This is a genomic window from Hallerella sp. (assembly GCF_022776125.1).
Classification (GTDB): Bacteria; Fibrobacterota; Fibrobacteria; order Fibrobacterales; family Fibrobacteraceae; genus Hallerella; species Hallerella succinigenes.
In genome coordinates, this window is record NZ_JALFIA010000044.1 from 1 (window position 1) to 25,901 (window position 25,901).

At 50.6% G+C, this 25,901-nt stretch carries 24 protein-coding genes and 1 pseudogene; 21 read left to right on the forward strand and 4 right to left on the reverse strand.

Translation table 11 applies throughout. The features are described 5' to 3' along the window. The 4 genes and pseudogenes from MR847_RS05265 to MR847_RS05280 all read left to right on the forward strand — a co-directional run. A pseudogene (locus MR847_RS05265) lies at positions 1-243 on the forward strand (ketol-acid reductoisomerase); the annotation flags it as partial. A gap of 183 nt (positions 244-426) precedes the next feature. Next, entirely contained in the window at positions 427-2,127 is a 1,701-nt protein-coding gene (locus tag MR847_RS05270) for a hypothetical protein (protein WP_287723139.1), read from the forward strand. A 40-nt stretch (positions 2,128-2,167) separates the two neighbouring features. Further along, positions 2,168-3,256 carry a histidinol-phosphate transaminase gene (gene hisC, locus MR847_RS05275; protein ID WP_100424293.1) on the forward strand — a complete coding sequence of 363 codons (1,089 nt, stop codon included), beginning with the start codon at positions 2,168-2,170 and terminating at the stop codon, positions 3,254-3,256. Between the two features lie 14 nt (positions 3,257-3,270). Next, positions 3,271-4,071 (forward strand): inositol monophosphatase family protein, encoded by an 801-nt coding sequence (locus MR847_RS05280; protein WP_287723140.1) that lies wholly within the window; start codon positions 3,271-3,273, stop codon positions 4,069-4,071. 11 nt (positions 4,072-4,082) lie between these two features. Here MR847_RS05280 and MR847_RS05285 read toward each other — a convergent pair whose 3' ends face one another. Further along, on the reverse strand, positions 4,083-6,422 hold the full coding sequence (locus tag MR847_RS05285; protein WP_287723141.1) for a DNA internalization-related competence protein ComEC/Rec2: 2,340 nt from the start codon (positions 6,420-6,422) through the stop codon (positions 4,083-4,085). A gap of 111 nt (positions 6,423-6,533) precedes the next feature. On the opposite strand from MR847_RS05285, the gene MR847_RS05290 reads away from it, so the two are divergent. Next, positions 6,534-7,790 (forward strand): hypothetical protein, encoded by a 1,257-nt coding sequence (locus MR847_RS05290; protein WP_287723142.1) that lies wholly within the window; start codon positions 6,534-6,536, stop codon positions 7,788-7,790. 2 nt (positions 7,791-7,792) lie between these two features. After that, positions 7,793-8,323: a DUF4416 family protein gene (locus tag MR847_RS05295; RefSeq protein ID WP_100424290.1), complete on the forward strand. Its 531-nt coding sequence runs from the start codon at positions 7,793-7,795 to the stop codon at positions 8,321-8,323. Here MR847_RS05295 and MR847_RS05300 read toward each other — a convergent pair. Beyond that, positions 8,320-8,892 carry a manganese efflux pump MntP gene (locus MR847_RS05300; RefSeq protein ID WP_100424289.1) on the reverse strand — a complete coding sequence of 191 codons (573 nt, stop codon included), beginning with the start codon at positions 8,890-8,892 and terminating at the stop codon, positions 8,320-8,322. The two genes, MR847_RS05295 and MR847_RS05300, sit on opposite strands and share 4 nt — an antisense overlap. A 71-nt stretch (positions 8,893-8,963) precedes the next feature. Here MR847_RS05300 and MR847_RS05305 point away from each other — a divergent pair, with 71 nt between their 5' ends. From MR847_RS05305 to MR847_RS05370, 14 genes are all read left to right on the forward strand, one after another. Then, positions 8,964-9,755 (forward strand): SDR family NAD(P)-dependent oxidoreductase, encoded by a 792-nt coding sequence (locus tag MR847_RS05305; protein WP_100424288.1) that lies wholly within the window; start codon positions 8,964-8,966, stop codon positions 9,753-9,755. A 1-nt stretch (position 9,756) separates the two neighbouring features. Then, positions 9,757-10,128 (forward strand): c-type cytochrome, encoded by a 372-nt coding sequence (locus MR847_RS05310; protein WP_100424287.1) that lies wholly within the window; start codon positions 9,757-9,759, stop codon positions 10,126-10,128. Between the two features lie 173 nt (positions 10,129-10,301). After that, the gene (locus MR847_RS05315) at positions 10,302-10,904 is read left to right on the forward strand and encodes an ATPase (protein WP_106520310.1); all 603 of its coding nucleotides are present in this window, start codon (positions 10,302-10,304) and stop codon (positions 10,902-10,904) included. A 3-nt stretch (positions 10,905-10,907) separates the two neighbouring features. Further along, positions 10,908-11,441, forward strand: a complete 534-nt coding sequence (locus tag MR847_RS05320; protein ID WP_100424285.1) for a hypothetical protein — start codon at positions 10,908-10,910, stop codon at positions 11,439-11,441. A gap of 21 nt (positions 11,442-11,462) precedes the next feature. Next, on the forward strand, positions 11,463-13,196 hold the full coding sequence (locus MR847_RS05325; protein WP_106520311.1) for a V-type ATP synthase subunit A: 1,734 nt from the start codon (positions 11,463-11,465) through the stop codon (positions 13,194-13,196). After that, a complete protein-coding gene (locus MR847_RS05330) occupies positions 13,189-14,487 on the forward strand; it encodes a V-type ATP synthase subunit B (RefSeq protein WP_100424283.1) in 1,299 nt (432 codons plus the stop codon). Before MR847_RS05325 ends, MR847_RS05330 begins: the two co-directional genes overlap by 8 nt. Continuing rightward, entirely contained in the window at positions 14,487-15,107 is a 621-nt protein-coding gene (locus tag MR847_RS05335) for a V-type ATP synthase subunit D (RefSeq protein WP_100424282.1), read from the forward strand. The genes MR847_RS05330 and MR847_RS05335 overlap by 1 nt, the downstream gene beginning before the upstream one ends. Next, a complete protein-coding gene (locus tag MR847_RS05340) occupies positions 15,104-17,023 on the forward strand; it encodes a V-type ATP synthase subunit I (protein ID WP_287723143.1) in 1,920 nt (639 codons plus the stop codon). Before MR847_RS05335 ends, MR847_RS05340 begins: the two co-directional genes overlap by 4 nt. 40 nt (positions 17,024-17,063) lie before the next feature. After that, the gene (locus MR847_RS05345) at positions 17,064-17,528 is read left to right on the forward strand and encodes an ATP synthase subunit C-like protein (RefSeq protein WP_100424280.1); all 465 of its coding nucleotides are present in this window, start codon (positions 17,064-17,066) and stop codon (positions 17,526-17,528) included. Positions 17,529-17,553: 25 nt separating this feature from the next. Then, positions 17,554-18,027, forward strand: coding sequence for an ATP synthase subunit C-like protein (locus MR847_RS05350; protein ID WP_100424279.1), 474 nt, complete (start codon positions 17,554-17,556; stop codon positions 18,025-18,027). Between the two features lie 100 nt (positions 18,028-18,127). Continuing rightward, a complete protein-coding gene (locus tag MR847_RS05355; RefSeq protein ID WP_287723144.1) occupies positions 18,128-18,796 on the forward strand; it encodes a fibrobacter succinogenes major paralogous domain-containing protein in 669 nt (222 codons plus the stop codon). A gap of 275 nt (positions 18,797-19,071) precedes the next feature. Continuing rightward, complete coding sequence (gene leuA2 / locus MR847_RS05360) at positions 19,072-20,631, forward strand: 2-isopropylmalate synthase LeuA2 (RefSeq protein WP_287723145.1); 1,560 nt, start codon at positions 19,072-19,074, stop codon at positions 20,629-20,631. Between the two features lie 103 nt (positions 20,632-20,734). Beyond that, a complete protein-coding gene (hpt, locus tag MR847_RS05365; protein WP_287723146.1) occupies positions 20,735-21,247 on the forward strand; it encodes a hypoxanthine phosphoribosyltransferase in 513 nt (170 codons plus the stop codon). A 15-nt stretch (positions 21,248-21,262) separates the two neighbouring features. Further along, positions 21,263-21,952: an SIMPL domain-containing protein gene (locus MR847_RS05370; protein WP_277001787.1), complete on the forward strand. Its 690-nt coding sequence runs from the start codon at positions 21,263-21,265 to the stop codon at positions 21,950-21,952. Here the strand turns inward: MR847_RS05370 and MR847_RS05375 are convergent. Both MR847_RS05375 and MR847_RS05380 read right to left on the reverse strand, forming a co-directional pair. Next, positions 21,949-22,785 (reverse strand): TatD family hydrolase, encoded by an 837-nt coding sequence (locus MR847_RS05375; RefSeq protein WP_287723147.1) that lies wholly within the window; start codon positions 22,783-22,785, stop codon positions 21,949-21,951. The genes MR847_RS05370 and MR847_RS05375 overlap by 4 nt on opposite strands. A 2-nt stretch (positions 22,786-22,787) precedes the next feature. Beyond that, positions 22,788-23,120 carry a hypothetical protein gene (locus MR847_RS05380; RefSeq protein WP_287723148.1) on the reverse strand — a complete coding sequence of 111 codons (333 nt, stop codon included), beginning with the start codon at positions 23,118-23,120 and terminating at the stop codon, positions 22,788-22,790. 189 nt (positions 23,121-23,309) lie between these two features. Between MR847_RS05380 and nifJ the strand changes: the two genes are divergently transcribed. Further along, positions 23,310-25,901 (forward strand): pyruvate:ferredoxin (flavodoxin) oxidoreductase (gene nifJ, locus MR847_RS05385; protein ID WP_287723149.1); only part of this gene is annotated, 2,592 nt, incomplete at its 3' end.

Sequence of the window (25,901 nt, forward strand, 5' to 3'; positions counted from 1 at the left end):
ATCAGCGACACCGCCGAATACGGCTGCTACCTGTTCGCCAACAAGTGCGTGCCTCTGCTCGCCGACTTCATGAAGAACGAAGTGAAGAAGGACGACATCGGCGCTATCTACGGCGAAGGCAAGACCACCGCTGTCGATAACGAAGAGCTCATCAAGGTGAATAAGAACATCCGCAACCACCCTGTTGAAGAAGTCGGTGCTTGGCTGCGTGACCGCATGAGCGGCATGACCCGCGTTGTGTAACCTTCGCAATACGGCATCACGATTTGGCTCACGTACGTGTGAGCAAAAACGCCTCGTTAAAACGAGGCGTTTTTGCGTTATTTCTTCATTTATATTTATTATGCCCGATTTTATGGGGAATGGAATCTATATTTGGAATTGTGAACAAATGAAATCAGAGGCTATATGAAGTTTGCAAAATTTATGATACTTATGGTATTTGCGGCAGCTTGTTATGCGACGGACCTAGGTACAAAAGAAAATCCGTTAACCATTGGCTCTGTGCAGGAACTGTTGCAGTTTCGCAATGCTGTTTTGGATAGTGGCACTTACAAGGGCGTCAAATTACAGAATGCGGGCGAGGGCTTGCATTTCAAGCTGACTGCGGACTTGGATTTAAGTCCTGTTTGTGGTCGTGATGTGGGAAATTGGGAGGCAATCGGTCCATTTGAAGGAAGCTTTGACGGTGATGGTCACAAGATTTCGAACTTGTATATCGATGATTCCTTGGGATATGTCGGGAATGCGGGCTTTATCGGCCCGGTGTTTAACAATGGCAGCGACACACTCTATTACAGCAATGTCGTATTCGAAAATACGTACATCCGTCATTCGGGGCTTGTGGGCACCTTTGTGACGCAGGTGGTGACGGGGCAGGCCGTACTGCGGAATAATTCGGTGGAATTGATTTATGAAACAGTCGATAATGATCAGGGGGCTCTGCAATGGGGCGGTTTGATGGGTAACACTGTGGCGAAATGGGTCGGCTTTTACGATAACACGATCAAGGGAACCATGAATGTGTCGAACCAGAAACAGGCTGCGGTTGGCGGTGTGATTGGCGTTCTTGTGGATCCGGGTGCAATCGAAAGGAATGTGAACGAAGCGAACATTACGGTGAAAGGCCACATAAATGCTGATGTGGGTGGCGTTGTAGGAGAACTTCTTGCCCCTTGCACATTCAAGGACAATGTGAGCAAGGGTAACATTTCGGTAAACGTTTCGACTGAAACGGGCTTTGTGGGCGGTCTTGCCGGTGTAATACTATCGTTTGGTTCTGAAAAGACGATGACGGGTAACTTTAATTATGGCAAGGTAGAACTTACGGCGTCTTATGCGGCATTGGGTGGACTTTTTGGCTATGTCTCCGGAAATACGAATACAGTTCTCGACAGTTGCGTTAACTACGGCGATGTGATTTATAATGGTGTAGAGGAACAGCAAATGGTGCAGGTGGGTGGTGTTGCGGGAATTTGGGAAGTGAAACAGGCAAGCTTCGTAGAAAATAAGGGAAAGATTTCCGTTGAAAATGCAAAGGCTCCGTTCGTGGGCGGTATTGCGGGCTACGTGCGTCCGGGAGCCAAGAGTGCCGATCTTTTCAAGGCGGTCAATGAAGGCGATATCGAAATAAAGACTTCTGCAGATTCGGTCAATGGCTGGATTTCGGGGCTTGTGGGAAGCACAGACCAGATGGAATACCTGCGCTTGGACAGCTGCATAAACAAAGGTAATATCTTGTTGCCGGTAGATGTGGAAGCGAACGCTCTCGTCGTAAACCCGTTTGCATCGACATATAACAGCGATGTGCAACTCTTGGCATCGACAAGTGTGAACGAGGGTGATGTGCCTAGCATGGAACCCCGCGAGGCAATCGTTGGTCTTCGCCATGCAATCTTTACCGCTCGTACATGGAAAAATGGAACGGGCAGCTTTATCTTAGAGGTTACGGGGCTTACATCTGCGGAACTGGGCCATGTTCGTGTTCAAATGTATTCGCTGGATGGTCGGCGTTTGCCGGTTTCTGTGACGCGTTCGGGAAATCTATTTGTACTTGCTTCTACAGTGCAAAAGGGGGTTGTTCGCCTAAAATCTCCATATGGAAACAAAACGCTGATGGCTCGATAACGATGCATTTGTTTTGCTAAATTTTGCCGCGAGAGGTTATATGATCGAAACACGTCCTGAACTCGAAAATCTTTCCGATTACGTTCCTGGAAAGTCCATTGAAGAAATTTGTGAACAGTATGGTTTAAAGAACGCTGTAAAGCTCGCTTCGAACGAGAATCCATTGGGCCCATCGAAAAAGGCTTGCGAAGCGTACACGAACATCGTGAACACGCTGCACCTTTATCCGCGAGGAAACGCTCCGCATCTGATTTCCGCTTTGGCAAACAAGTTCCACGTGAATTCGGATCAGATTGTGATCGGCAACGGTTCGGACGAAATCATCGACATGGTCGGTAAGGCTTATTTCCGCCCGGGTGACGAAATTATCGGCATTCGCCCGACCTTCTCTGTGTACAAGGCGACCGCCCTTCTCTTCGGCGCCAAGTTCATTTCGGTTGAAGAAACAGAAAACCGACCGAATCTCGACGCGTATATTCAAGCGATTACGCCGAAGACTCGCGCCATTTTTATTTGCAACCCGAACAATCCGACCGGTTATTATTACACGGAATCGGAAATCCTCGAATTCCTCTCCAAGGTTCCGCAGAACATTCTCGTGTTCATCGATGAAGCTTATTCGGAATTTGCAACGGCAAAGGATTATCCGAAACTCCTGTCGCAGCTAGAAAAATTCCCGAACCTGATGCTGAACCGCACCTTCAGCAAGATCTACGGTCTTGCAGGTGTCCGCGTCGGTTATGCGTTCTCGAGCAGCGAAGTGATCAAGGCTCTTTGGAAGGTGAAGCCGCCGTTCGATGTGAACCTCGCCGCTCAGGCCGCTGCAGAAGCCGCTCTTTCCGACGACGATCATATTCAAAAGACGCTCGATATGAACAATGCGGGCAACGCGCAGCTCACGGAAGCCTTTACGAATCTTGGCTACAAGGTTCTTCCGACGCAGGCGAACTTCATCTGCGTTCACATTGGCGAAAAGTGCTCAGAATTTGTGAAGTTCTTAGAACAGAACGGCATGATCATCCGTTACCTCAAGAGCTTCGGCATGCCGGAATGGGTCCGCATCACGATTGGACAGCCTAAGGAAAATCAACTGCTGATCGATCTTGCGACCAAGTGGACGAACGCTTAACGCTCAGGTTCAAAATGTCAGAAGTCAAAGAACTTTTGGGAATTGCAAAGCGTGCCGCTACTGCCGCACAGGCTGTGATTCTTTCGCACTACGAAAAGAACCTTTCTGTGGAATGGAAACCGGACAACACGCCTGTCACTATTGCAGACAAAGGCGCAGAAGAAAAATTGCGTCAGGTCTTTGAAAAGGAAACTCCGAACTTTGGCGTTATCGGCGAAGAATTCGGAATCGAAAAACCGGATGCTGAATACAAATGGGTTTTCGATCCGATTGACGGCACCAAGTCTTTTATTCGCGGTGTTCCTTTGTTCGGAACGTTGATCGGTCTTTATCACAAAGACGAACCTTGGGTGGGCATTGTCAATTTGCCGGCGCAGAATCACATGCTGTATGCGGGCAAGGGCTTGGGAGCTTTTATGGATGATGCACAAGTTCACGTTTCGAAGGTGGCGAAGATGAAGCAGGGCCTTGCCCTTTCGGGAACGGTGAATACGTTCGAAACTGAAGGTTATGCGGAAAACTTTGAACGCTATCGCAAGTCGGCTTTGCTCTACCGTGGCTGGGGCGATTGCTACGGTTACTTCCTCGTTGCTACGGGCCGTGCCGAAGCGATGATCGATCCGACTGTCTCCTTATGGGATGTCGCCGCGTTTCCGGCGATCTTTGCGGAAGCGGGAGGCAAGTTCTCCCTGTTGAACGGTGAATCCAAGCTTTTCAATGCGGATGGCACGCCTTCGCATCTGATTCATGAAGGTTATACAAGCGTCGCGACGAACGCCTTGGTGAACGAAGAAGTTCTCGGCTTCTTCAAGTAATTTTTGCGTTTTCAAAGCGCTGTCGTTATGCGGTAACCACTTTCGTCAAATTCCACCTGGACAGTTCCTTTTTGGGACGTGTTCAGCAGGGGAATCTTCAAACTGTCGAGTCTTTCCACCACCTGCTTGTGCGGGTGGTGGAATTTATTATGACGGCCGTTCGAAGCGATGGCGATGTCCGGGGAAACCGCTTTTAAGAATTCTCTCGAACTGGAAGTTTTGGAACCGTGATGGCCTAGTTTTAGAATGTCTGTTTTCAGGGGAATGTCCGTGGCGAGAATTTCCCGTTCGCCCTCTTTCGTCAAATCTCCCGTGAGCAGTATGGAGCCTCCCACGCCTGAAATGCGGATCGTGGTGCTTTCGAAATTGGTCTCGCCGCAATGAAACGGGTCGGGGTGCAGAACGCGCATTTTCCAGGTGTTCACGTGGTGCAAGCCTTGGCGAGTCGTTTCGGTAAAGAGCATGCCGCGGCGTAAGTCCTGAATGGGAATGTTCTTTTCGGATGCGGTTTGGAGAACTTCTTGCCATTCGGGCTTTTCTGTAATGCGGGAACATTCCTGCACCCAAAGATTCTCCACGGGAAATTCTTTCATCAAAACGCTCGCTCCCGAAAAATGGTCCAAGTCCGGATGCGTTACAATGATTCCTTTCAACTTCCACACGCCACTCTCCTGCAAAAAGGGAATAATTTTGTCGTTTGCCACGTTCCGCCTTCCGGAATTCACACCGACATCGACAAGGTAAGCGTCTCCCCGAGGGCTTTGGACAAAAATACAGTCGCCTTGCCCAATGTCTAAAACCGTTACTTTCCAGGAAGGCTTTAACTTGCCTCCGAGTTCCGAACCAAGAGCGTAAACGCCAAAGGCGAGCAAAATCACAAGGACCTGTTTTCTTGCAAAACGGTTGCTCTTAAAAGCGCCGAGCGAAAGCACGAGCACGCCGCCGAGAATTAAAATCCAGGCGGGGAAAGGTCCAACGGTCACCGAGGCAATCGAAACGGTAGAAATTCGGCTCACCAGATACGCCGAAAGGCGAAATAAAAATCCAGCCGCCGCACAAAAAAAGTTCGCAATCATCGGAATCGGCAAAAGGAGCGCAAAGATTCCTGCTTGCATGCCAAGGCTCACCAGCGGAACAACAAAAATATTTCCCAAAATGGAAATCGGCGACAGGGAATGAAACGACCAAATCAAAAACGGAGCAGTCGATGCTGTTGCAACAAGCGTAATCCAGATTGCACTCAGAACATTCGATTCCAAAAATTTCCAAAGCGGATTCTTTTTGAAGGCTTCGTTCTCGGTCTCCCAGGGGGAACGCTTTCCGTAGGCGATGATCCCTCCTGTCGCAGAAGCGGAAAGTTGAAAACCGACATTCCACAAGATCTGCGGATCGATTGCTGTCAAAATCAACAGGGCGACTCCGAGCGAATTCAGACTGTCCGCCTTGCGCTGAAAGAGCTGTCCAAGCTGCACCACGGTGAACATGAAAACGGCTCGGTACACGGCGGGCGAACCTCCGGCGACCGGAGCATAAAGGAGCATTAATAAAATGGCGGCGCTCCGGGCAAATTTGTGTGGCATCCGGGTCGCCTTCAAAAACAGTAGGACCATTCCCGAAAGTAGCACGACATGAAACCCACTAATCGCGAGAACATGCACAATTCCCGCTCGACGAAATCCGCTTTGCAGCGAATCGGGAATGCTTGAACGGTCACCAGCCAAAAGCCCGATCAAGAGTCCTGTTTCCGCTGGCGGTAAAAACTGGGCGAAGTAATTTTTGAGTGCGTGGCGAATCTTTGAAAAGGCTTCTTCCGGAATGAAACGGTGGCGTAAAACCTGAAATTTTTCGAGCTTTCCAAAGCCGGCGAGATTTTGGCTTTGAAGCCACTTCGGCGAATCGAATCCTCCCGGTACCGTAGGAGGCTCTACCGGGTACCATTTTGCCGTAAACAAAATCGAATCTCCGGGAGCGGGGAAGGGCGGTTCTTTTTTTGAAAGACGCAGTTTTCCGAATTTACTTTGGAGAATGGCCGCAACGCCTTCGGGCCTGTCCAGTACGGATTCGACAAAACCCGAACTTTCCCGGGGAAGTTTCTCGGGCTCGAATTTATATTCAGGACTATTCCAAAGCATAAGAAGCAACCGCAGCGAAAAGGCGAGCAGAATGCAGAGCGTCGTGCGACGCGGAAAGGTGGGAAGAATCGCTAAAAAGACAATTAGGATAGCGGTGCAGACCGCACCGTAAAGCGGGAATGCAGCAGAAGACAGGTAAAGAACTCCTGCAAAAAAACCGGCAAGGGCGGGTCTTTCCGACAGGGGCTTTAAAAAATTCTTCAAATCTTCCCAATGCATTCTTTTCTCCTTGAATTTGATTAAATTGATTCTATAGCAGGAATTCTCTTAATGGTAGACGCTCGAATGACGAAAACGAAGAAAAAATCACGCATTTTCTCCCTTTTAGGGATGGCTTCGCTTTTCACACTTTCGGGCTGCGAACTTTTTGAAACGATTTCGTCTTCGTCGGATGATGTTTCCTTAAAGCCCTTGGACGCCACATTTTCCATCTACGCAAACGATCCTGCGGCAAATGATTCCTTGGAACAGCACTTGAGCACGGGCGTTTTGATGCGCGTATTTCCAAATGGACAGTACACGCTTTCTTTTGATGCGGATTCGACTCATGAGGCTCCAAAGCTCCAGCTCTACCGTTTGATTCCAAAAACATCAACAACTTACATCATCGGAAATCGGACTCGCAGTTTGGAAGCGACAGATTCAGCTGGCCGCTGGGTTTATCATTTTGATTGTCAGGAATCCGATTTGGCTTTCTGGGGAACTTCTCTCGTGGAAGACGGAGAATATTATTCCGGAGAGGTTCAGAATCTTCGCTTCGAAGGTTCGGGGTCGAACAGTCTTCATTTCAAGGTGAATTTGATTGTCGCCGGTTCTTATGATGGAACGCAAGATAATGTATCTCTCGATAGCCTTTCCCGTTTGATGCTAGAAAAATTCCGCAGTTCTTTTGCGGCTGGGGGAGCGGTCGTGGATACGCTCTATCTGCATTATGCGTCGGAGCGCACGGATCTTTCCAATTTCTATCCGGATAACGAACCTTGGCTTGCGGGAAAATCTTCGGACGACTACTTTGTTTCGGAATTGGGCGGCTGGCCAAATTCCGATGCGGAACCAGATATCTATAATGCTCTGGATATTGTCCTCGTGCATCGGATTGAAAAGACGGGTATCCTCGGATATTCTGCACTTTTCAGTGGAAACTTTGGCGGTGGCGATGGCAGTACGGTTGTCATTGGAACGCATTATCTGGAAAACAACAGCAGGGAAACTTCGCAAAGTGCACTGCAGATTGTTTTGACCGCAATTCATGAATCGGGGCATTTCTTCGGCCTGCGTCATACGACGTCGACGACCACCGAAGTGAGCAATGCCCTAGACAAATCCAATGTACAAGACGGCTTGGAAGATACTCCGCACTGCGGCGCGTTGATTCCGCTTTTGGCAAACTCCGAAGTCTCTGCCGATTATCTCGACATGCCTTCCGAAGTGATGCCGCGTATTGTCCTTGCCAAAATGGGCGTCATGTGCCCCGACGCTTTGAATCCGATGTTCCCCATATCGGCCGATAACCCGGAAGATACGGAAGCCTTTACCGAAGACCAGCTGGAATTCATGACAAAAATGCTCCAGCTTTACACGCATTGATCATGGCAACACCTCATCATTTTTCAGAAAAAGCAGCACTTCTCGCATTTGTCCTTGTCCCGGGTGCCGAATGGCCCGAAGACCTTCTCCGATCCTTGCAAAAGACCTGGGGACCGATCCGTCACTTGGGCAAACTTTACCCCTTCGACAAAACCGATTATTACACCCCCGAAATGGGAAGCGGTCTTTACCGCGGCGTGCTTTCGTTTGAACGCACCGTTTCCCCGGAAGAAATCGGCAAGGAAAAGGAACGTTCGAACGCTTTGGAACAGACCTTCGCCGAATCTGCAGAACAGCGCCACGTGAATATCGACATCGGCTACATGGATTTAGACAAGGTCGTTCTGCCTTCTTATAAGCGTGGACCGTTCAAGCTTTACGCGGGCGCGGGCCTCTGGCTCGACATGATTCTGCATTATGCGAAAGGGCACTTTATTCCGACGGCATGGGCTTTCGACGACTTCAAACGCGACCCTTACGAACACGATCTTTTGCTCGTGCGCGAAAAGTTCAAAAAATCCAAAATTCTTTAGGAAAGATCCTGCTGTAAATGCTCGGCGAGAATCTTTATCCCGATTAAAATCAGAACGACACCGCCAATCCATTCCGTCACTTCGGAAGAAAACTTTTTCCCGGCAGTCTTGCCCACGTTCGTCCCGATTTCTGCCGCAAGGAATGCGACGATACCGATGACGAAAGAGGTCCAAAGAATCTCGTGCCCGATCAGCGCAAAGGAAAGCCCGACCGCGAGCGCGTCGAGGCTTGTCGCCACGGCAAGAGCCGCCAAGGTTTTCAAGGAAAGCTTTTGGGTAAAGGTTCTGTCCTCTCCGCCGATTGCCGCTTCGCGGATCATGCGGACGCCCAAAAAGACCAAAAGCCCAAAGGCAATCCAATGGTCAAAAGCTCCGATGAGCTCCGCCAAAAATTTTCCGCAGAAGGCACCTAGCAAAGTCATTCCAGCTTGGAATACGCCAAAAAAGAGCCCGATCTTTGAAATTTCAATCTGCGAGGTCTCTTTACGGCACAGTCCAACCGAAAGAGAAATAGCAAAGCAGTCGATCGACAACGCACATGCGACAAGTAAAATGCCAACAATGTCCATGAGTTGCGAATTCCATAAAAAAAAGTTAATTTCAAAGAGACGGCCCTAATATAGAAATTTGGGGGAAAATCATGAAACGATATAAAGCTCTTTTGATTACAGGCGCAAGTGCGGGCATTGGCAAGGAAATCGCCTATACGCTTGCGCCGCAAACCGAAAACATCGTTTTGGTGGCGCGTCGGGCCGATAAGCTCGAAACCTTGGCAAAGGATCTTTCTGTCCGCTTTGGCGTAAATGCTTTTGCCCTTCCGGCAGATCTTTCGGTTTCGGGGGCTGCGGAACAGGTTTTCGAAAAAACGATCGAGCTGGTCGGTCGCCCGCCTGATCTTTTGGTAAACGATGCAGGCATCGGCTATAGCGGCGACGCTACTGAAATTCCGACGGAATCGGAAACAAAGATGGTCACGCTGAACATCGAAAGCCTAATGGTGCTTTGCAAACTTTCCCTCAAAACCATGTATGCCCGCCGTTGCGGTGTCATTTTGAACGTAGCGAGCGTCGCCGGTTTCCAGCCGGGACCTTATATGGCGGCCTATTATGCGAGCAAGGCTTTTGTCCTTTCCTATAGCGAAGCTCTTGCTGAAGAAGCGCGTCCTTATGGCGTCCGCGTTTTAACGCTCTGCCCGGGGACTGTCGATACGGGATTCCATTTCCAGGCAGGTTCTAAAAGGGGATTCTGGAGAACTCTTTTCAGCACTTCTCCGGAAAAAGTCGCTTGGGAAGCTGCGAAGGCGATCCTGCTCGGATTTCCAGACAGGATTGTTCCGGGACCTATCAACAAGGCTGTGCTCTTTGTGGAACGTCTGTTGCCGCGCTTTGTCGTGACGCATCTGACGGGCAAGTTCCTAAAGCCCAAGGATTAGGATGTTCCGTCACCCGGCGATATTTTGGTCTGTATTCCTGTTCATGACGGCTCTTTTTGCCGCAGAAGTCTTTCAGCTGCCCGAGCTGACTCCCGAAGCGAGAGCCTCGGTCGCTGAACTGTACGATCAGGAATGCTACGCCTGCCACCGCTGGAAGCGAAATTTTGCAGGCCCCGATATGCAGGGGAATGTGGAACGCTACTTGGACAATCCCAAAGGTCTTTTCGATTATCTCAAAGATCCACAACCAATCCACCCGGACAAGTATCGCCCGATGGAAATCAAGAAGCTCTCCGACAAGGACGCTTCTCTGATGGTTGCATGGCTGATTTCGCTCGCCAAAGATTCCTCGGCGACGGATCGACCAAAATAAGCTATATCTAAAATTTGTTCTATTATTTAGCCTCCAAAGGATGCTTTTCGTCCTATAAAGCGTCTTTTTTGTCGAAAATTTTCACATTTTTAACATAATTTTGCCGTTTATCGAACTTTTTTCTTGTATATTAAAATTGACGCAAAAAGCGCTATTGAATTATCGGAGATTTTATGGCTGAAGATTTACAGACACTGATTGATCGCATCCAAAAAGAAGCCGTGGACAAGGCTGAAGCCCAGTCCAGTGCAATTATCGCCAAGGCGAAGGAAGAAGCCGCAAGCATCATTAAGAATGCAGAAGCCGAAGCCGCCGCCAAGCTTGAAAAGGCCGATAAGGATGCTGAAGTCTATACAGAACGTAGCGAACGTGCCCTCGAACAGGCTGCACGTGACGTTTTGATTTCTGTGGGTCGTCGTTTTGAAAAGATCGTGAGCGATATCGTCGCTCTCCAGGTCGAAAAGAACCTTTCCGAAGCAACGGTCAAGGAAATGCTTCTTGCCCTCGCTAAGAATTACAATTCCGATCTCGCCGTCGTCTTCTCTGACGCAGACAAGGCGAAGCTCACTTCCTTTGTGACGGGTGAATTTGCCAAGGAACTCGGCAAGGGTGTCAAGGTCGAAAGCGATTCCGGCATCAAGTTCGGCTTCCGCGTTAAGGTAGAAAACGGCAAGATCTCTCACGAATTTACCGCTCCGGAAATCGCATCGGCGCTTTCCTCCATGGTTCGCCCGCAGATTGCTAAGGTTGTATCTAGCGCAGCTCAGGAAAAATAATTCATGAGCAATGCCGTTTATATTTCTGCGTCGCTTCCGTTTTTGCGGTTCGGAGATACGCCCCCGTTTTCGGTGGCGGATTTGCGCAATCGTTGCTCGAGCGTGATGAGCGAAAAAGAACTCGCCACGTTTGATGCAGTTGTCAACGGAGAGCCTAACGACGATCCTTTCGTCTCGGCATATCAGGCTCACGAGACTCAGTTGAAAAATATTTTAGGACATGCACGTGCCGCATCCTGGGGCCCAGATGTGCGTTTTACCGAACGCCCGTTCCCCGGCTATGACGTGACATTTGCCAAAATGGTAACGGACGCTTTTGCTAAACCGGATCCGCTTGAACGCGAACAGGATTTGGACCGCGCCCGTTTTTGGTTGTTGGACCAGCTCGCTCCCGATGAAGAATCGATGGCATTTCTCTATGCTTTTGCCAAGAAACTTCAAATTTGCGAACGTTGGTCCCGCATCTCCGAAGAAGCGGGGAATGCGGCTGTCCTCAAAGTAATTAATGATAACGATCCTGCTAGCAAGCAGGGATGATGACCGGAGGTCTTACTTTCAATGGCTAGTATCGGTAAAATCGTCGGAGTAAACGGTAACTTGATCCGTGTTGCATTCGACGGCGCAGTAGCACAAAACGAAGTCGGTTTCGCCAAGCTTTCGTCTGGTGTGGAACTTAAGAGTGAAGTTATCCGTATTCGCGGAGACTATGCAGAACTCCAGGTTTTCGAAGACACGACAGGCCTTAAGGCGGGCGACGAAGTCCACTTTACTGGAGAACTTCTTTCCGTGGAACTGGGCCCGGGCCTTTTGACTCAGGTGTTCGACGGTTTGCAGAACCCGCTTCCGAATCTTGCGGAAGAATGCGGATTCTTCCTGCAGCGCGGTAAGTATCTTCCGGCTCTTCCGCGTGATCGCAAATGGTCCTTTACTCCGACGGCTAAGGCCGGCGATACGGTGACGGGCGGCGATACGCTCGGTACTGTTCCGGAAGGCATTTTCAAGCACCGCATCATGGTGCCGTTCCGCGTTCGCGGTCAGGTGACAGTCGAATCCATCGTCCCGGCCGGTGAACATGTCATTGAAGATGTCATCGCCGTTTTGAAGGACGCCGAAGGCAAGAAGATCGAAGTCAAGATGTATCAGACATGGCCGGTGAAGGTTCCTATCAAGAACTACCAGGAACGCCTCCGCCCGACAAAGCCTCTCACGATGCAGCAGCGCATCATCGATACGTTCTTCCCGGTGGCTCAGGGCGGTACGTTCTGCACGCCGGGGCCCTTCGGTGCTGGCAAGACCGTGCTTCAGCAGTTGATGAGCCGTTATGCGGACGTCGATGTCGTGATTCTCGCCGCTTGCGGTGAACGTGCTGGTGAAGTGGTGGAGACCCTTCGCGAATTCCCGGAACTCAATGACCCGCGTACCGGCAAGAGCTTGATGGACCGTACGCTCATCATTTGTAACACGTCTTCCATGCCGGTGGCCGCGCGTGAAGCTTCCGTTTATACCGGAGTGACGATTGCTGAATACTATCGTCAGATGGGCTTGAACGTTCTCCTCCTCGCTGACTCGACTTCTCGTTGGGCTCAGGCTCTTCGTGAAATGAGCGGACGTTTGGAAGAAATCCCGGGCGAAGAAGCATTCCCGGCTTACCTCGAATCCACAATCGCTTCCTTCTATGAACGCGGTGGTGTGGTGAAGCTCCGCGATGGTTCTACGGGTTCCGTGACGATTTGCGGTTCCGTCTCCCCGGCAGGTGGTAACTTTGAAGAACCGGTGACGCAGGCTACCTTGAAGGTGGTGGGCGCATTCCTCGGCCTTTCCCGTGAACGTTCCGACCAGCGTCGCTTCCCGGCAATTCACCCGCTCGAATCTTGGTCCAAGTACGAAGGCATCATCGAATCCGCTAAGGTGGAAGAAGCCCGTCATATCCTCGCCGCCGGTAATGATGTGAACCAGATGATGAAGGTCGTGGGTGAAGAAGGTACGTCGATCGAAGACTTCATTACTTACTTGAAGTCCGAATATCTCGACTCCGTCTATCTGCAGCAGGACGCTTACCATGAAATCGATGCAGCTTGCTCTGCGGATCGTCAGAAGTACGTCTTTGACCGCGTTTACAAGATTTTGAAGACTCCGATGGAATTCGCCGATAAGGATTCCGCCCGTGGATTCTTCTTGAAGCTTACACAGGCGACTAAGGACTGGAACCGAGTTGCATTTGATTCTAACGAATTCAAGTCTCTCGAAGAACAGATTTTCAACTCCGTCGCAGAGGTCACGAAGAATGTATAAGGTTTATCATCGTATTGAACGTATTGCGGGTAGCGTTATTACCGTCAAGGCAGATGGCGTTGCCAATCAGGAACTCGCTCAGGTTACAAGCGCTCAGGGTACGTCTCTCGCTCGTGTGATCCGTATCGACGGTGACATGGTTGACTTGCAGGTGTTCGCTGGAGCTCGTGGTATTGCTACGGATTCTCAGGTTCGATTCCTCGGCAAGCCGATGGAAATCCCGTTCAGCGACGCTCTTCTCGGTCGAGTCTTTACCGGTGCAGGCGTTCCGCGTGACAACGGTCCGGCTATCGAAGAAAATCCGGTCCCTATCGGAGGTCCTTCGGTGAACCCGGCTAAGCGTATCATTCCGAAGACGATGGTGCGTACCGGTATTCCGATGATCGACGTGTTCAATACTCTCGTCGTTTCTCAGAAGCTCCCGATTTTCTCTGTCGCTGGTGAACCGTACAACCAGCTCCTCGCGCGTATCGCGCTCCAGGCTGAAGTGGACGTGATCGTCCTCGGTGGTATGGGCTTGAAGCACGATGATTATCTCTATTTGAAGGATTACCTTGACCAGAACGGTGCACTTTCCCGTACCGTGATGTTCGTCCACACGGCTTCCGACCCGATCGTGGAATCCTTGCTCGTTCCGGATGCCTCTCTCGCAGTGGCAGAACAGTTTGCGACCCGCGGCAAGAACGTGCTAGTTCTTCTCACGGATATGACGAACTTCGCGGATGCGATGAAGGAAATCTCGATTACGATGGAACAGATCCCGTCGAACCGTGGTTATCCTGGCGACCTTTATTCTCAGCTCGCCAGCCGTTATGAAAAGGCTGTCGACTTCGAAGGCTCGGGCTCCATTACGATTCTCGCCGTGACGACGATGCCGGGCGACGACGTGACCCACCCGGTTCCGGATAACACGGGTTATATCACCGAAGGTCAGTTCTATTTGAAGCACGGCCGTATCGAACCGTTCGGCTCGCTCTCCCGTTTGAAGCAGCAGGTGAACGGCAAGACCCGAAGCGACCACCGCACAATCATGAACACGATGATCCAGCTCTACGCAAGCTACAAGGAAACGCTTGAAAAGCAGTCCATGGGCTTCCGCATGAGTAACTGGGACAACAAGCTTTTGAAGTACGGCGAACGTTTCGAAAAGGAAATGATGGACCTTTCTGTTAACATCCCGCTCGAAAAGGCTTTGGATCTCGGCTGGGAAATTCTCGCCGACTGCTTTACTCCGGAAGAAACCGGTATTCCGTCTAAAATGATCAACCAGTATTGGCCGGGGAAGGGGTAATGGCGAAGGTCAAGCTCACAAAAAACGCTTTAAAGGCTGAACGCGATTCGCTCAAGCGCTACCAGCGCTATTTGCCGACGCTTTTGCTGAAGAAGCAGCAGCTTCAGATGGAGATGCGTACGCTTCAGGCAAAGGTGATGGCGAAAAGAGAGGAAGAAGACGCGCTTCGCAAGTCGATTGCGGGGTGGATCGGCCTTTATGCGGAACCTATTGAATGGGACAAGTATATTTCCGTCAAGGAAGTCCGCGAAGGCGAAGGCAACATCGCCGGTGTGGAAATACCGCTGTTTGACGGGGTAGACTTCAATGTCGCCATTCCAGATTTCTTTACGACGCCGGCGTGGCTCGATGAAGGTATCCGTTCCCTCCAGGGACTCATTTCCCTCCGTCTCGAACGCCGCGTGCTCGAAAAACAGTACGAACTTTTGTCCAATGAACTGCGCTCGACGAGCCAAAGAGTCAACCTGTTCGAAAAGGTGAAGATTCCGGAAGCGAAGGAAAACATTCGCACGATCAACATCTTCCTTTCCGACCAGCAGATCTCGGGTGTTGCGCGTTCCAAGCTGGCGAAGGGGAAGGCAAACGCTCGCATCCTCGCTCAGGAAGGAGCTGCTGCATGATTACTCCGATGAAGAAAGTGACGATCATCTGTCTCGACAGCGAGCGAAAGGCTTCTCTCGAAACCCTTCGCAGCATGGGCATTATGCACGTGACTCCGCTCAAGAATCCGACGGGCAATGCGCTGAATTCCGCACGTAACGATATGAATCGTGTGCAGAAGGTGCTCGAAACCCTTCCGGATGTGAAGAAGAAAGCTGAAGGCAGCTCTCTGAACGGCGAAGCGGTTGTCGAAGAAGTGCAGAAGCTTCTCCAGGTGCGCAAGCGTGCGGAAGACGATATTTCCGAAGCAAACAACGGGTTGATGCGTTACGAAGTGTTCGGGAATCTCGATCCGGATAGCGTCCGTGCTCTGGAATCTCGTGGCGTGTTTGTACGTCTTTATGTTTCGGAAGCCAAGAAGGCGTTCGAAGTCGAGGACAAGGAAGCTTTGGTCATCCCGTTTGGTGAAAGCGGGGAAGGCCTTTGCCGTGCGGTGATCAACCGCGGGGAATCTCCGGCTAAGCTTTCGACTCCGGCTACGGTTCTTCCGCTTCCGGCGCATTCGATTTCTCATTACCGTACCCTCAAGGAAAATGCTGAAAAGAAACTCGCTCTTGTCGAAAACCGTCTTTCGGAACTCGCTGCAGACAAGAAAAAGGTGCAGGACTGCTTGAAAGAAGCTTCTGACGCTTACACGTTCGAAGAAACGTCGGCGGGCATGCTTTCGTCGAACCTTCTCGCTGCAATCCAGGGCTTCTGCCCGGCTCTGCGTGTAAAGGAACTCGAAACGACCGCAAAGGCTTCTGGTTGGGCGCTCCGCGTGGAAGATCCGACGGACGAAGATAACGTTCCGACGCTTCTCACGTACAGCAAGGTTTCCCGCCCGATGCAGATGCTTTATGATATCATCGGTATTGCTCCGGGTTATCACGAAGTGGACGTTTCGAGCGTGTTCCTCGTGTTCTTCAGTATTTTCTTCGCGATGATCGTGGGCGACGTGGCTTATGGACTTTTGTTCCTTGCCATTACGCTCTATGTTCGCAAGAAGAATCCGAATTCCAAATCCTCTGGTTTTAGCTTCATGTACTTGATGTGTGGAGCTACAATCGTCTGGGGCATTTTCAATGGCAGTTTCCTCGGCCTGAAACCGGAATGGGCGGGCTGGAGCTACTACCTTGACTTTACGAATTACGCATGGCTTCCGGAACCTGTCCGTCACGCAATGCAGTGGATTCGCACAAGCGCTCCGACCGATCCTCAGGTGTTCGAGTCTTACAAGGCGTGGGTCCAAGATTTCAAGATTTTCCCGGAATCTTTCGTTCCTGGAGAAGCTGGGGCATCTCAGATGACGCACGTCCAGTTCTTCTGCTTCTGTCTCGCAGTGGTGCATTTAACCATCGCTCACGCTTGGAACATCATTATCCGTTTCAAGAGAAAGGATTCGACGTTCATGGCGCAGGTTGGTTGGCTCCTCTGCTGCTGGTTCATGTTTATGCTCGCGAACAACATGGTTCTTGGCTTTGCCCTTCCGGGTTTTGCAATTCCGCTGTTCGTGGTCGCTGCAGTTCTCCTTGTTCTCTTCAGCGTGCCGCCTAGCCGTTTGAAGCAGGACTGGATCTCGATTCCGATGCTCGCGTTGAACATCGTCAACAGCTTCACGGATGTGATCAGTTATATCCGTCTGTTTGCTGTGGGCATGTCCGGTGCGGCCATTGCGGAAGCGTTCAACGGAATGCTATCTCCGCTGTTCGGCTCGTTCGTCGGGGTCTTTGGCGCCGCCGTCATTCTACTTTTCGTACATGGCTTGAATATTGCGCTTGCTTTGATGGGGGTTGCCGTTCATGCAGTACGTTTGAATACACTTGAATTTTCCAATGGCTTGGATTTGCAGTGGAGCGGCTATGCTTTCTCCCCCTTCTCCAAGAACAAAAATTAACCAAGGGATAAATCCCACTACCTAATAAGAGGAATAGAAAATGGATCCGAATACAACATTGACTCTCGCGAAAATGGGTGCTGCAGCTGCTCTCGGCTTTGGCGCTATGGGCTCTGCCCTTGGGTGCGGTACGGCTGGTATGTCTGCAATCTCTGTCTGGAAGAAGGCTTACGCTCAGGGTAAGGGCGCACTCTTCACCCTTCTCGTCTTCGTCGGTGCTCCGATTTCCCAGACGATTTACGGCATGCTGCTCATGAACTTCATCTTGAACTATGTGGCTAGCGTTCCGGCTGGCGAAGTGGCTAACTGGGGCGGTTGCCTCGGTGCCGGTATCTTCGGCGGTTTCGGTCTCATGGCTTCCGCTTGGTTCCAGGGCAAGTCCGCAGCTGTCGCTTGCGACGCTCTCGGCGAAACCGGCAAGGGCATGGTGAACTACCTCATGGTGCTCGGTATCGTTGAAACGGTTGCCTTGTTCGTGCTCGTCTTCTCGATGATGGTTCTCTAATCCTTTTCCATAGAGCGTTAAACTTATGGATCAGGAAACAATGACCACATTAGCCAAGTTCGGGGCTGTAGCTGCGCTAGGGCTTTCCGCGTTTGGCTCCGCACTCGGTTGCGGTACAGCCGGCATGGCCGCCATTGGTGCATGGAAAAAAGCGTACCTGAAAGGGAAGAATGCGCTTTTCACCTTGCTCATCTTTGTCGGCGCACCGATTGCACAGACGATTTACGGCATGCTCCTGATGATGTACATCCTGGGACGAATCGGCCCGGAAGGCTCCGATCCGACGGCGACCCTTTGGCCGGCTTACTTGGGTGTGGGCATCTTTGGAGGCCTTGGCATTGCTATTTCCGCATGGTTCGTGGGCAAGTCCGCAGCGAATGGCTGTAATGCTCTCGGTGAAACGGGTAAGGGTCTTGTGAACTACTTGATGGTGCTTGGCGTCGGTGAAACGGTTGCCTTGTTCGTGATGGTGTTCTCGATGATGCTTATTTCCATGTAATCGGAATAGCTGAATATTTTCTGAAGACTCCTCGAAAGGGGAGTCTTTTTTTAATTTGTTAGCGAAACCGCGTTCTCCGTTTGAAAAGGTTGGTTTATAGATGAAGACTTCGAAAATTCAGATTCTGTGCGGATTAGCTGCTTTGATCCTTGGGGCGTGTGATTTTTCGACTGCCGAAGAAATCGCGGAAGAAGCTTCGAGCGTTTCTTGTCCAAAGGCACTTGTTTGCCCGGATTCGCTTGAAGCCGAAACGATCTGTGATGCCCGAGACGGGAATGTTTATAGGACAGTCCAAATCGGAAGCCAGACTTGGCTTGCCGAAAATATGAATTACTGCATGAACGCATCCTGGTGTTACGATGACGGCGCTTCGAATTGCGATGTTTATGGGCGCCTTTATGAATGGAGCTCCGCTGTGAAGGCATGCCCCGATGGCTTTCATTTGCCGAGCCAAGACGAATGGGATTCCTTAGCCGCTTATGCTCTTGAAAACGCGGGGGATGAAAATACCTCTTTGCGGAGTACGGAATCGTGGGATTCGGACTTAGTGACGCCGGGAAATGATATTTTGGGCTTTAACGCTCTTGCTTCGGGGCGTTACTATTTCCGCGCGTTTTCCGATTTGGGTTTCAAGGCTTATTATTGGACACGTGAGTCGGAAACCACGACGACTGCCTATATCCGAACATTGAGCGGTATGATCAATACGATGGGATTCGGCAATTCCTTCAAGGATTCCGGCCTTTCGGTCCGTTGTCTGAAAGATTAAAGATTTTGCTTGCCAAATGAAAGAATTCTTACTACATTTGTAAATATGAGAACGACTTTGATCTTAAACCTTCTAAACGATCGACTTCCGGGTTTTAGCTCTGGAGCGGTATCCGTTTTTGGATAGGTTTTTGGTTTAAACGCGAAACGTTAGTTTTAAACAAAAATGGCCCGCTCTTTCTTGGCGCGGGTCTTTTGTTTTGCATAAAATTCTAATTTTTTTGTGCAAGAATATCAAGGACTTTGCGGCCTAGAAGGTGCGGCAAGGAGATCAAAATGATTGAAGAAAAAAATCAGAGAAAACCGTTTATTTATGACGTGACTCTGCGTGACGGAAATCAGGCTCTGCCGAATCCGTGGAACAATGCACAGAAAAAAGACGTTTATCTGCAACTTTTGAAGCTCGGTGTCCAGGGTGCAGAAGTCGGCTTCCCGGCTTCTTCCGAAATGGACTTTGAATCGGTTAAGGAACTGGCTAAGCTCACCGCCCAGATGGCGGAAGAGGGCAATGTCGAAGCTCAGAACATTGTCGTTTCTGGCTTGGCCCGTTGCGTACCGAGTGACATTCAGCGTTGCTGGGATGCGGTGAAGTACGCTCCGCATCCGCGTATTCATACGTTTATCGCAGGCAGCCCGCTTTCGATGGAACACGTTTTGCACATGACCCCGGAACAGGTGAAGGAACGCGCTGTCAGCTGCGTAAAGCTTGCCAAGTCTTTGGTCGGTGACAAGGGTGACGTGGAATTCAGCGTGGAACACTTTGGCGACTGCCTCGAAAACATGGATTTTGTGATCGATGAATTGAAGGCTGTGGTCGAAGCCGGTGCGACGACGATCAACCTGCCGAATACGGTGGAACGTTACCGTCCGGCTCTGTACGTGAACCAGATCAAGCAGGTATATGACGCTCTGCCGAAGAATATCACGATTTCTGTTCACTGCCATAACGACCTCGGTATGGCGACGGCTGCAACCGTGGAAAGTTTCTATGCGGGCGCAAATCAGTTGGAAGTCTCCTTGAACGGCCTCGGTGAACGTTGCGGTAACACGAACTTCTATGAAGTCGTCGTGGCTCTCGCGAATTCAGGAACGCCTGTGGACATTCATCTTGACCGCATTTACGAAACGGCCATTCTCATTTCGCAGTGGTCGGGCGTGAACATTTACAGCCGAGCACCGCTGATCGGTGCCGAAGCTATTGTGCATCGTAGCGGCATTCATCAGGACGGCGCAAGCAAGACGAAGGACCTGAAAAAGGGTGCCTACCGTCCGATCGATTACTCGATGATCGGTCGCCATCAGAACGATTCTCTGGGCTTCACAAGCCAGAGCGGCCGTACCGCGGTTTATGAAATTGTGACCAAGTTCGGTTACAAGCTCTCTCTCGCAGAGGCGGCAGAACTGCAGCCGATTCTCAAGGCGGCGAGTGAAAAGGAAGGCGAACTGTCCGCAGATCGCGTCCTTGACATTTTCCGTGAGCACTTCATCAATGTGAACGGACATTTGATCTTTAACAACATCGAAGTGATTCCGGACGAAAACCGCTTTATCTTCCACTTCAAGAAGGACGGCGAAGCGATTGTAAAGTCCGTTACGGCGGAAGGTCCTGTGGAAGCGGCTCTTATCTTGATGCGAGAAATCGGCATGCCGGTGGAACTCGTCAAGTACCGTCAGCTCGTGGTGCCTGAAAAGGATAAGCTCTGGGCGGGTCGTGGATTGAGCCGAATTGTGCTGAAGGTGAACGACAAGGAAGTCGAAGGCCGTGGCGTTTCGAGCGATACGCTCAAGGCGAACATGCGCGCGATCTTCTGCGGCGTGAACTTGCTGTACAAGTAAGATTTTGAATTCGATGAAATCCGCATTCTGCAAAGGGTGCGGATTTTTTGTTGTTGTCATTTTTTGACATATAAAATTTAGTATAATATAGCCGATGGGTGACTTGAAAGTTTTAATTTCGAAAGAAGATCTTGAAAAGCGCGTGGCGGAACTTGCCGCGGAAATTTCTGCGAAGGAACGAATCGACTTGGTGGTCGGTGTGCTGACGGGTGCGTTCATTTTTGTGGCGGATCTTGTGCGCGCGATGTCTTCCCCGAATTTAAAGGTTCAATTTGTGAAGGCGAGCAGTTACGGAAACGGGACAAAACGTTCTTCGTTTACAGTTTCGGGACTGGAAAAATTGGATGTCCAGGGAAAGAATGTGCTTTTAATCGATGACATTTTCGATACGGGGCATACGCTTTGTAATCTTTCGAAAGCGGTTTTAGAATGTGGCGCAAAAACGGTCAGGACCTGCGCGCTTCTCGATAAGCCTAGCCGTCGCGAAGTGAATTTTGATATCGATTACAGGGGATTCACGATCGAAAATCTTTTTGTCGTCGGATATGGTCTGGATTATGCGGATGCATATAGGTCGCTTCCGGATGTGTGCTATTTTCCTGAAGAAAAAAAATAATCAGAGGTGTAGAGTATGAAAAATCGAATTCCTGAAGCAATCATTTTGGCCGTCGCTGTGGTCATTTTCGGCGCATGCATTTACTGTGGCATGAAAAAAATGGTCAATCGGGATCGCGTGGTGCATGTGCGGGGTCTTGCCGAAATAGAAGTTCCTGCGGATAAGGTTTTTTGGGGCTTGAACTTTAACGAACTCGGCGATGACATTCCGGCGATCTACAAAAAGATTTCGGAAAAGAATTCGGTCGTGAAAGAGTTCCTGAAGAAGTACGGCATTCAGGATTCGGAAATCACGGTGAATGCTCCAGACGTGACGGATAACGAAGAAATCGTTTATAGGGAAAAAGCGCCGAAATTCCGCTACACGGTCTCGTCGTATATTTCCATTGCATCGACGAATATCGAGGCGGTTCGAAAACTCCAGACTGCGATTGCAGAACTTGTATCGCAGGGAATCACGGTGCGTGCGAACTATGCAGACTTCCAGTTCACCGGGTTGAATACCGTAAAGCCGAAGATGATTGAAGATGCGACGCACAATGCCCGCGAAGTGGCGGAAAAATTTGCGAAGGATTCCGAAAGCAAACTCGGCAAAATCCGCTCGGCTTCTCAAGGCTATTTTAGCATTGACGACCGCGATCAGAATACGCCGTACATCAAAAAGGTGCGCGTCGTGACGACGGTCGACTTCTCGTTGGAAGATTAAAGGCTTTTTAGTTTTTCTTCGACAGACTGCAAACTTTGAATTAACGCCTGCGCAATTTCGCCAGGCGTTTTTGCTGTTTTGTCTGGATTTTGGATGGGGAAGTTTTCGTCTGCATCGGTTTCTAGACGAAGGTTTTCTCGGGGAATGGCGCTAAGGGAAGCTTGGGTAGAAGCCTTGCGGAAGGAATCTGGGTGAACAGAAAAAAGCGCATTCATGCGGAGAGCGCGCTTGACAACTTCCTTGTCGCCGCCAAAACGGTGAAAAATGGGGAAGGCGTTAGAACGTGGGAATCCGAGATCTTCTAGAATTTTGAGAATGCGACGGTAATCGCCGACAGCGTGAATCATCAGCGGACGATTGAATTCCAGGGCGAGCCTTGCTTGTGAAATGAAGATTTCTTCCTGGACTTCTTCCGGAGCGTATCCCGGAAAGCGCTTGTCGAGCCCGCATTCACCGACATAGGCTTTAGGAAATTTTTGAAGAAGGCTTCGAAGCTGTTCTAGGCCTTGAAGGGAATCCTGTTCAGCGATCATCGGGTGAATTCCGATGCATGGAACGAGCGTTTGAGGAAATTCCTTGAAAAGGGGAGTGCAGGCTTCCCATTCCCACGGTTCACAGGCGACGAGGACGCTTTGAATGTGGCGCCTGTGCAGTTCCCTGCAGATAAGTGCCGGTTCAGGGAGACGTGCCAAATGAACGTGGAAGTCGAGCCTTAGAAGACCTTGACTTTCTCCACAGTTTTCAAAGTGACCGTGGACGGAGGTTTCGGACAGGTTTTCTGTAAGGATTGAACTGGAAAGTGTTTCGGATTGGCTAGAACTCGGTAGTTTCACTATTATTTAGATTCTTCGAGCTCGTCAAGAATTTCTGCAGCGACGCCAACGCGGTCGTTGCAAGTGTGGTTCTTGGATGGTCGAAGCTCCGAGCAAAGGGTTCCATTGCAACGTTTGCGGAACTCTTCAGTAATTTTGTCTTTTTGGGCGGGGCAGTACTGGAGAGCTGCGTAGAGAGCCCCGCAAAGACCTCCTTCGGCACGTCCACCACCGCAGGATCTAAACCTTTCTACCTCGGACATATCGCCCTGGTGAGCGTTTAACCAGGCCGCTGCCACGGACATGGCGCAGTTGCCTAAGTGCTTGGCGTTATAATCTTTTGCGTATTCCTTCATACGTTTAATATATGAAAATAGTATTCTCCAAAAAAATGCTTTTTTCCCTCATTGCCAAGAATCGGAAAAAATGCAACAAAAAGAATGTTTTTTTTAGAAATTATGCCAATTTTGTTTAGAAAAAGTGTAATTTAAGGGGGGAATATTTTCAATCCTAGATTGGAAAAAATCCTTTTTCTGGAGATATCTATGGCAAAAAAAATGATTGCAGTCGATGGCAATGAAGCGACTGCTCGTGTCGCTTTTCAGGTAAGCGAGGTAGCGGCAATCTACCCGATTACTCCGTCAAGCCCTATGGCTGAACATGCGGATAACTGGAGCGCGGCTGGTAAGAAAAATATCTGGGGACAGGTTCCCCGTGTGTTTGAAATGCAATCCGAGGGCGGTGCCGCTGGTACCGTGCACGGAGCTTTGCAGGCGGGTGCTTTGACGACGACCTTTACGGCGTCTCAGGGCTTGCTCTTGATGATTCCTAACATGTACAAGATTGCGGGCGAACTCACTCCGACCGTATTCCATGTGACGGCTCGTTCTCTTGCCGCACAGGGCCTTTCGATCTTTGGGGATCATTCCGACGTGATGGCTTGTCGTCAGACGGGCTTTGCGATGCTCTGCTCTGCTTCGGTGCAGGAATGTCAGGATATGGCCCTCGTGGCTCACGCGTCTACTCTTGAAGGACGCATTCCGACGATGCACTTCTTTGACGGCTTCCGTACGAGCCATGAAGTGATGAAAATCGAAGCCTTGGACGACGATGTGATTCGTCAGGTGATTGATGACAAGTATGTGAAGGCATGCCGCGACCGCGCTTTGACGCCGGATCGTCCGACCATGCGCGGTACCGCTCAGAACCCGGATGTTTACTTCCAGGGTCGCGAAACGGTCAACCCGTATTACAACGTCTTCCCGCAGATTGTCCAGAAGTATATGGACAAGGTGGCAAGCTATACCGGCAGACAGTACCACTTGGTGGATTACGTCGGTGCTCCGGATGCAGAACGCGTGATTGTTGTTATGGGCTCTGCTGCTTCGACTGTAAAGGATACCATTGAATATTTGAACAAGAAGGGCGAAAAACTCGGTCTTTTGATCGTGCGCTTGTTCCGTCCGTTCCCGGCAGAACAGCTTGTGAAGGCTCTCCCGAAAACTGTGAAGAAAATTGCGGTTCTCGACCGCTGCAAGGAACCGGGTTCCGCTGGCGAACCGCTCTTGCAGGACGTCATCACGGCGATCTCTTCTGCGGCGATGAACGGCGAAATTACTTTGCCGCGCATTATCGGCGGACGCTACGGTCTTTCGTCGAAGGAATTTACGCCGGCGATGGTGAAGGCTGTATACGACGAACTCGCCAAGGATGCTCCGAAGGACCGTTTCACGGTGGGCATCATCGACGACGTGACGCACTTGAGCTTGGACGTGGATCCGAACTTCCATTTGGATAATACGTTTTTCCAGGCGATGTTCTTCGGTCTCGGTTCCGACGGTACCGTGGGAGCGAACAAGAACTCCATCAAGATTATCGGTAACGAAACCGCAAACTATGCACAGGGCTATTTCGTATACGACTCGAAGAAGTCTGGTTCGATGACGACTTCGCACTTGCGCTTCGGTAAGAGCATCATCGACGCTCCGTACTTGATCGAAGAAAATCAGGCGGACTTTGTCGCTTGCCACCATACTCCGCATCTCGAGTCCGTGGACATGCTGAAGTACGCGAAGGATGGCGCAACCTTCCTCGTGAACACTCCGCACTCCGCCGACACCGTGTGGGATACATTCCCGCGTCCGGTGCAGGAAGAAATCATCAAGAAGCACCTCAAGGTGTATGTGATCGACGCTTACGCCGTTGCCGCGAAGACCGGCATGGGCCGCCGTATCAACACCGTGATGCAGACCTGCTTCTTCTCTAAGCTCGGTAACGTGCTCGATGCCGAAACCGCCATCAAGTACATCAAGAAGTACGCCGAAAAGACTTACGCCAAGAAGGGTCAGGAAGTGGTCCAGAAGAACTGGGACGCTATCGACGCCTCTCTTGCTAACCTGTTCGAAGTCAAGGTTCCTGCTACTGTCACCAGCACCAAGGAATTCCGCGCTCCGATCCACGGCGACGCTCCGAAGTTCGTGAACGAAGTCACCGCAGAAATCATCAAGGGCAACGGCGAAAAACTTCCGGTTTCGAAGATGCCGGTGGACGGTGTTTTCCCGACCGGTACGACGAAGTACGAAAAGCGTGATCTTGCTTTGATGATCCCGTCCTGGAATCCGGAAGTCTGCTTGCAGTGCGGTAAGTGTGCCATGGTGTGCCCGCATGCAGCCATTCGCCAGAAAGTTGTAGACAAGTCCTCTGTCGCAAATGCTCCGGAAGGCTTCAAGTACACGGTTGCCAAGGGTTACAAGACCGATTTTGCCGAAGCCGTGTTCGCTATTTCTGTGTCGAGCTACGATTGTACAGGTTGTGGCGTCTGCGTTCAGGCTTGCCCGGCTAAGGACAAGGCCGACGAAACCAAGAAGGCCATCAACATGGTGCCGCAGGAACCCATCAAGGTTCAGGAAGGCAAGTGCTTCGACTTCTTCGTCGATCTCCCGGAATTCGACCGCACCAAGGTCAACAAGAACCTCGTCAAGCAGGCCATGCTCCTCGAACCTCTGTTCGAATTCTCCGGAAGCTGCGCAGGCTGCGGCGAAACCGCTTACGTGCGTCTCGTTTCTCAGCTGTTCGGTGACCGCATGGTTGTCGCGAACGCTACGGGTTGCTCCTCCATTTACGGCGGTAACCTCCCG

Bases quoted from the DNA above. Each gene is read 5' to 3' on its own strand.
- MR847_RS05270 (WP_287723139.1), top strand. From the start codon at position 427: ATGATACTTATGGTATTTGCGGCAGCTTGTTATGCGACGGACCTAGGT.
- hisC (WP_100424293.1), top strand. From the start codon at position 2,168: ATGATCGAAACACGTCCTGAACTCGAAAATCTTTCCGATTACGTTCCT.
- MR847_RS05280 (WP_287723140.1), top strand. From the start codon at position 3,271: ATGTCAGAAGTCAAAGAACTTTTGGGAATTGCAAAGCGTGCCGCTACT.
- MR847_RS05285 (WP_287723141.1), bottom strand. From the start codon at position 6,422: ATGCATTGGGAAGATTTGAAGAATTTTTTAAAGCCCCTGTCGGAAAGA.
- MR847_RS05290 (WP_287723142.1), top strand. From the start codon at position 6,534: ATGGCTTCGCTTTTCACACTTTCGGGCTGCGAACTTTTTGAAACGATT.
- MR847_RS05295 (WP_100424290.1), top strand. From the start codon at position 7,793: ATGGCAACACCTCATCATTTTTCAGAAAAAGCAGCACTTCTCGCATTT.
- MR847_RS05300 (WP_100424289.1), bottom strand. From the start codon at position 8,892: ATGGACATTGTTGGCATTTTACTTGTCGCATGTGCGTTGTCGATCGAC.
- MR847_RS05305 (WP_100424288.1), top strand. From the start codon at position 8,964: ATGAAACGATATAAAGCTCTTTTGATTACAGGCGCAAGTGCGGGCATT.
- MR847_RS05310 (WP_100424287.1), top strand. From the start codon at position 9,757: ATGTTCCGTCACCCGGCGATATTTTGGTCTGTATTCCTGTTCATGACG.
- MR847_RS05315 (WP_106520310.1), top strand. From the start codon at position 10,302: ATGGCTGAAGATTTACAGACACTGATTGATCGCATCCAAAAAGAAGCC.
- MR847_RS05320 (WP_100424285.1), top strand. From the start codon at position 10,908: ATGAGCAATGCCGTTTATATTTCTGCGTCGCTTCCGTTTTTGCGGTTC.
- MR847_RS05325 (WP_106520311.1), top strand. From the start codon at position 11,463: ATGGCTAGTATCGGTAAAATCGTCGGAGTAAACGGTAACTTGATCCGT.
- MR847_RS05330 (WP_100424283.1), top strand. From the start codon at position 13,189: ATGTATAAGGTTTATCATCGTATTGAACGTATTGCGGGTAGCGTTATT.
- MR847_RS05335 (WP_100424282.1), top strand. From the start codon at position 14,487: ATGGCGAAGGTCAAGCTCACAAAAAACGCTTTAAAGGCTGAACGCGAT.
- MR847_RS05340 (WP_287723143.1), top strand. From the start codon at position 15,104: ATGATTACTCCGATGAAGAAAGTGACGATCATCTGTCTCGACAGCGAG.
- MR847_RS05345 (WP_100424280.1), top strand. From the start codon at position 17,064: ATGGATCCGAATACAACATTGACTCTCGCGAAAATGGGTGCTGCAGCT.
- MR847_RS05350 (WP_100424279.1), top strand. From the start codon at position 17,554: ATGGATCAGGAAACAATGACCACATTAGCCAAGTTCGGGGCTGTAGCT.
- MR847_RS05355 (WP_287723144.1), top strand. From the start codon at position 18,128: ATGAAGACTTCGAAAATTCAGATTCTGTGCGGATTAGCTGCTTTGATC.
- leuA2 (WP_287723145.1), top strand. From the start codon at position 19,072: ATGATTGAAGAAAAAAATCAGAGAAAACCGTTTATTTATGACGTGACT.
- MR847_RS05370 (WP_277001787.1), top strand. From the start codon at position 21,263: ATGAAAAATCGAATTCCTGAAGCAATCATTTTGGCCGTCGCTGTGGTC.
- MR847_RS05380 (WP_287723148.1), bottom strand. From the start codon at position 23,120: ATGAAGGAATACGCAAAAGATTATAACGCCAAGCACTTAGGCAACTGC.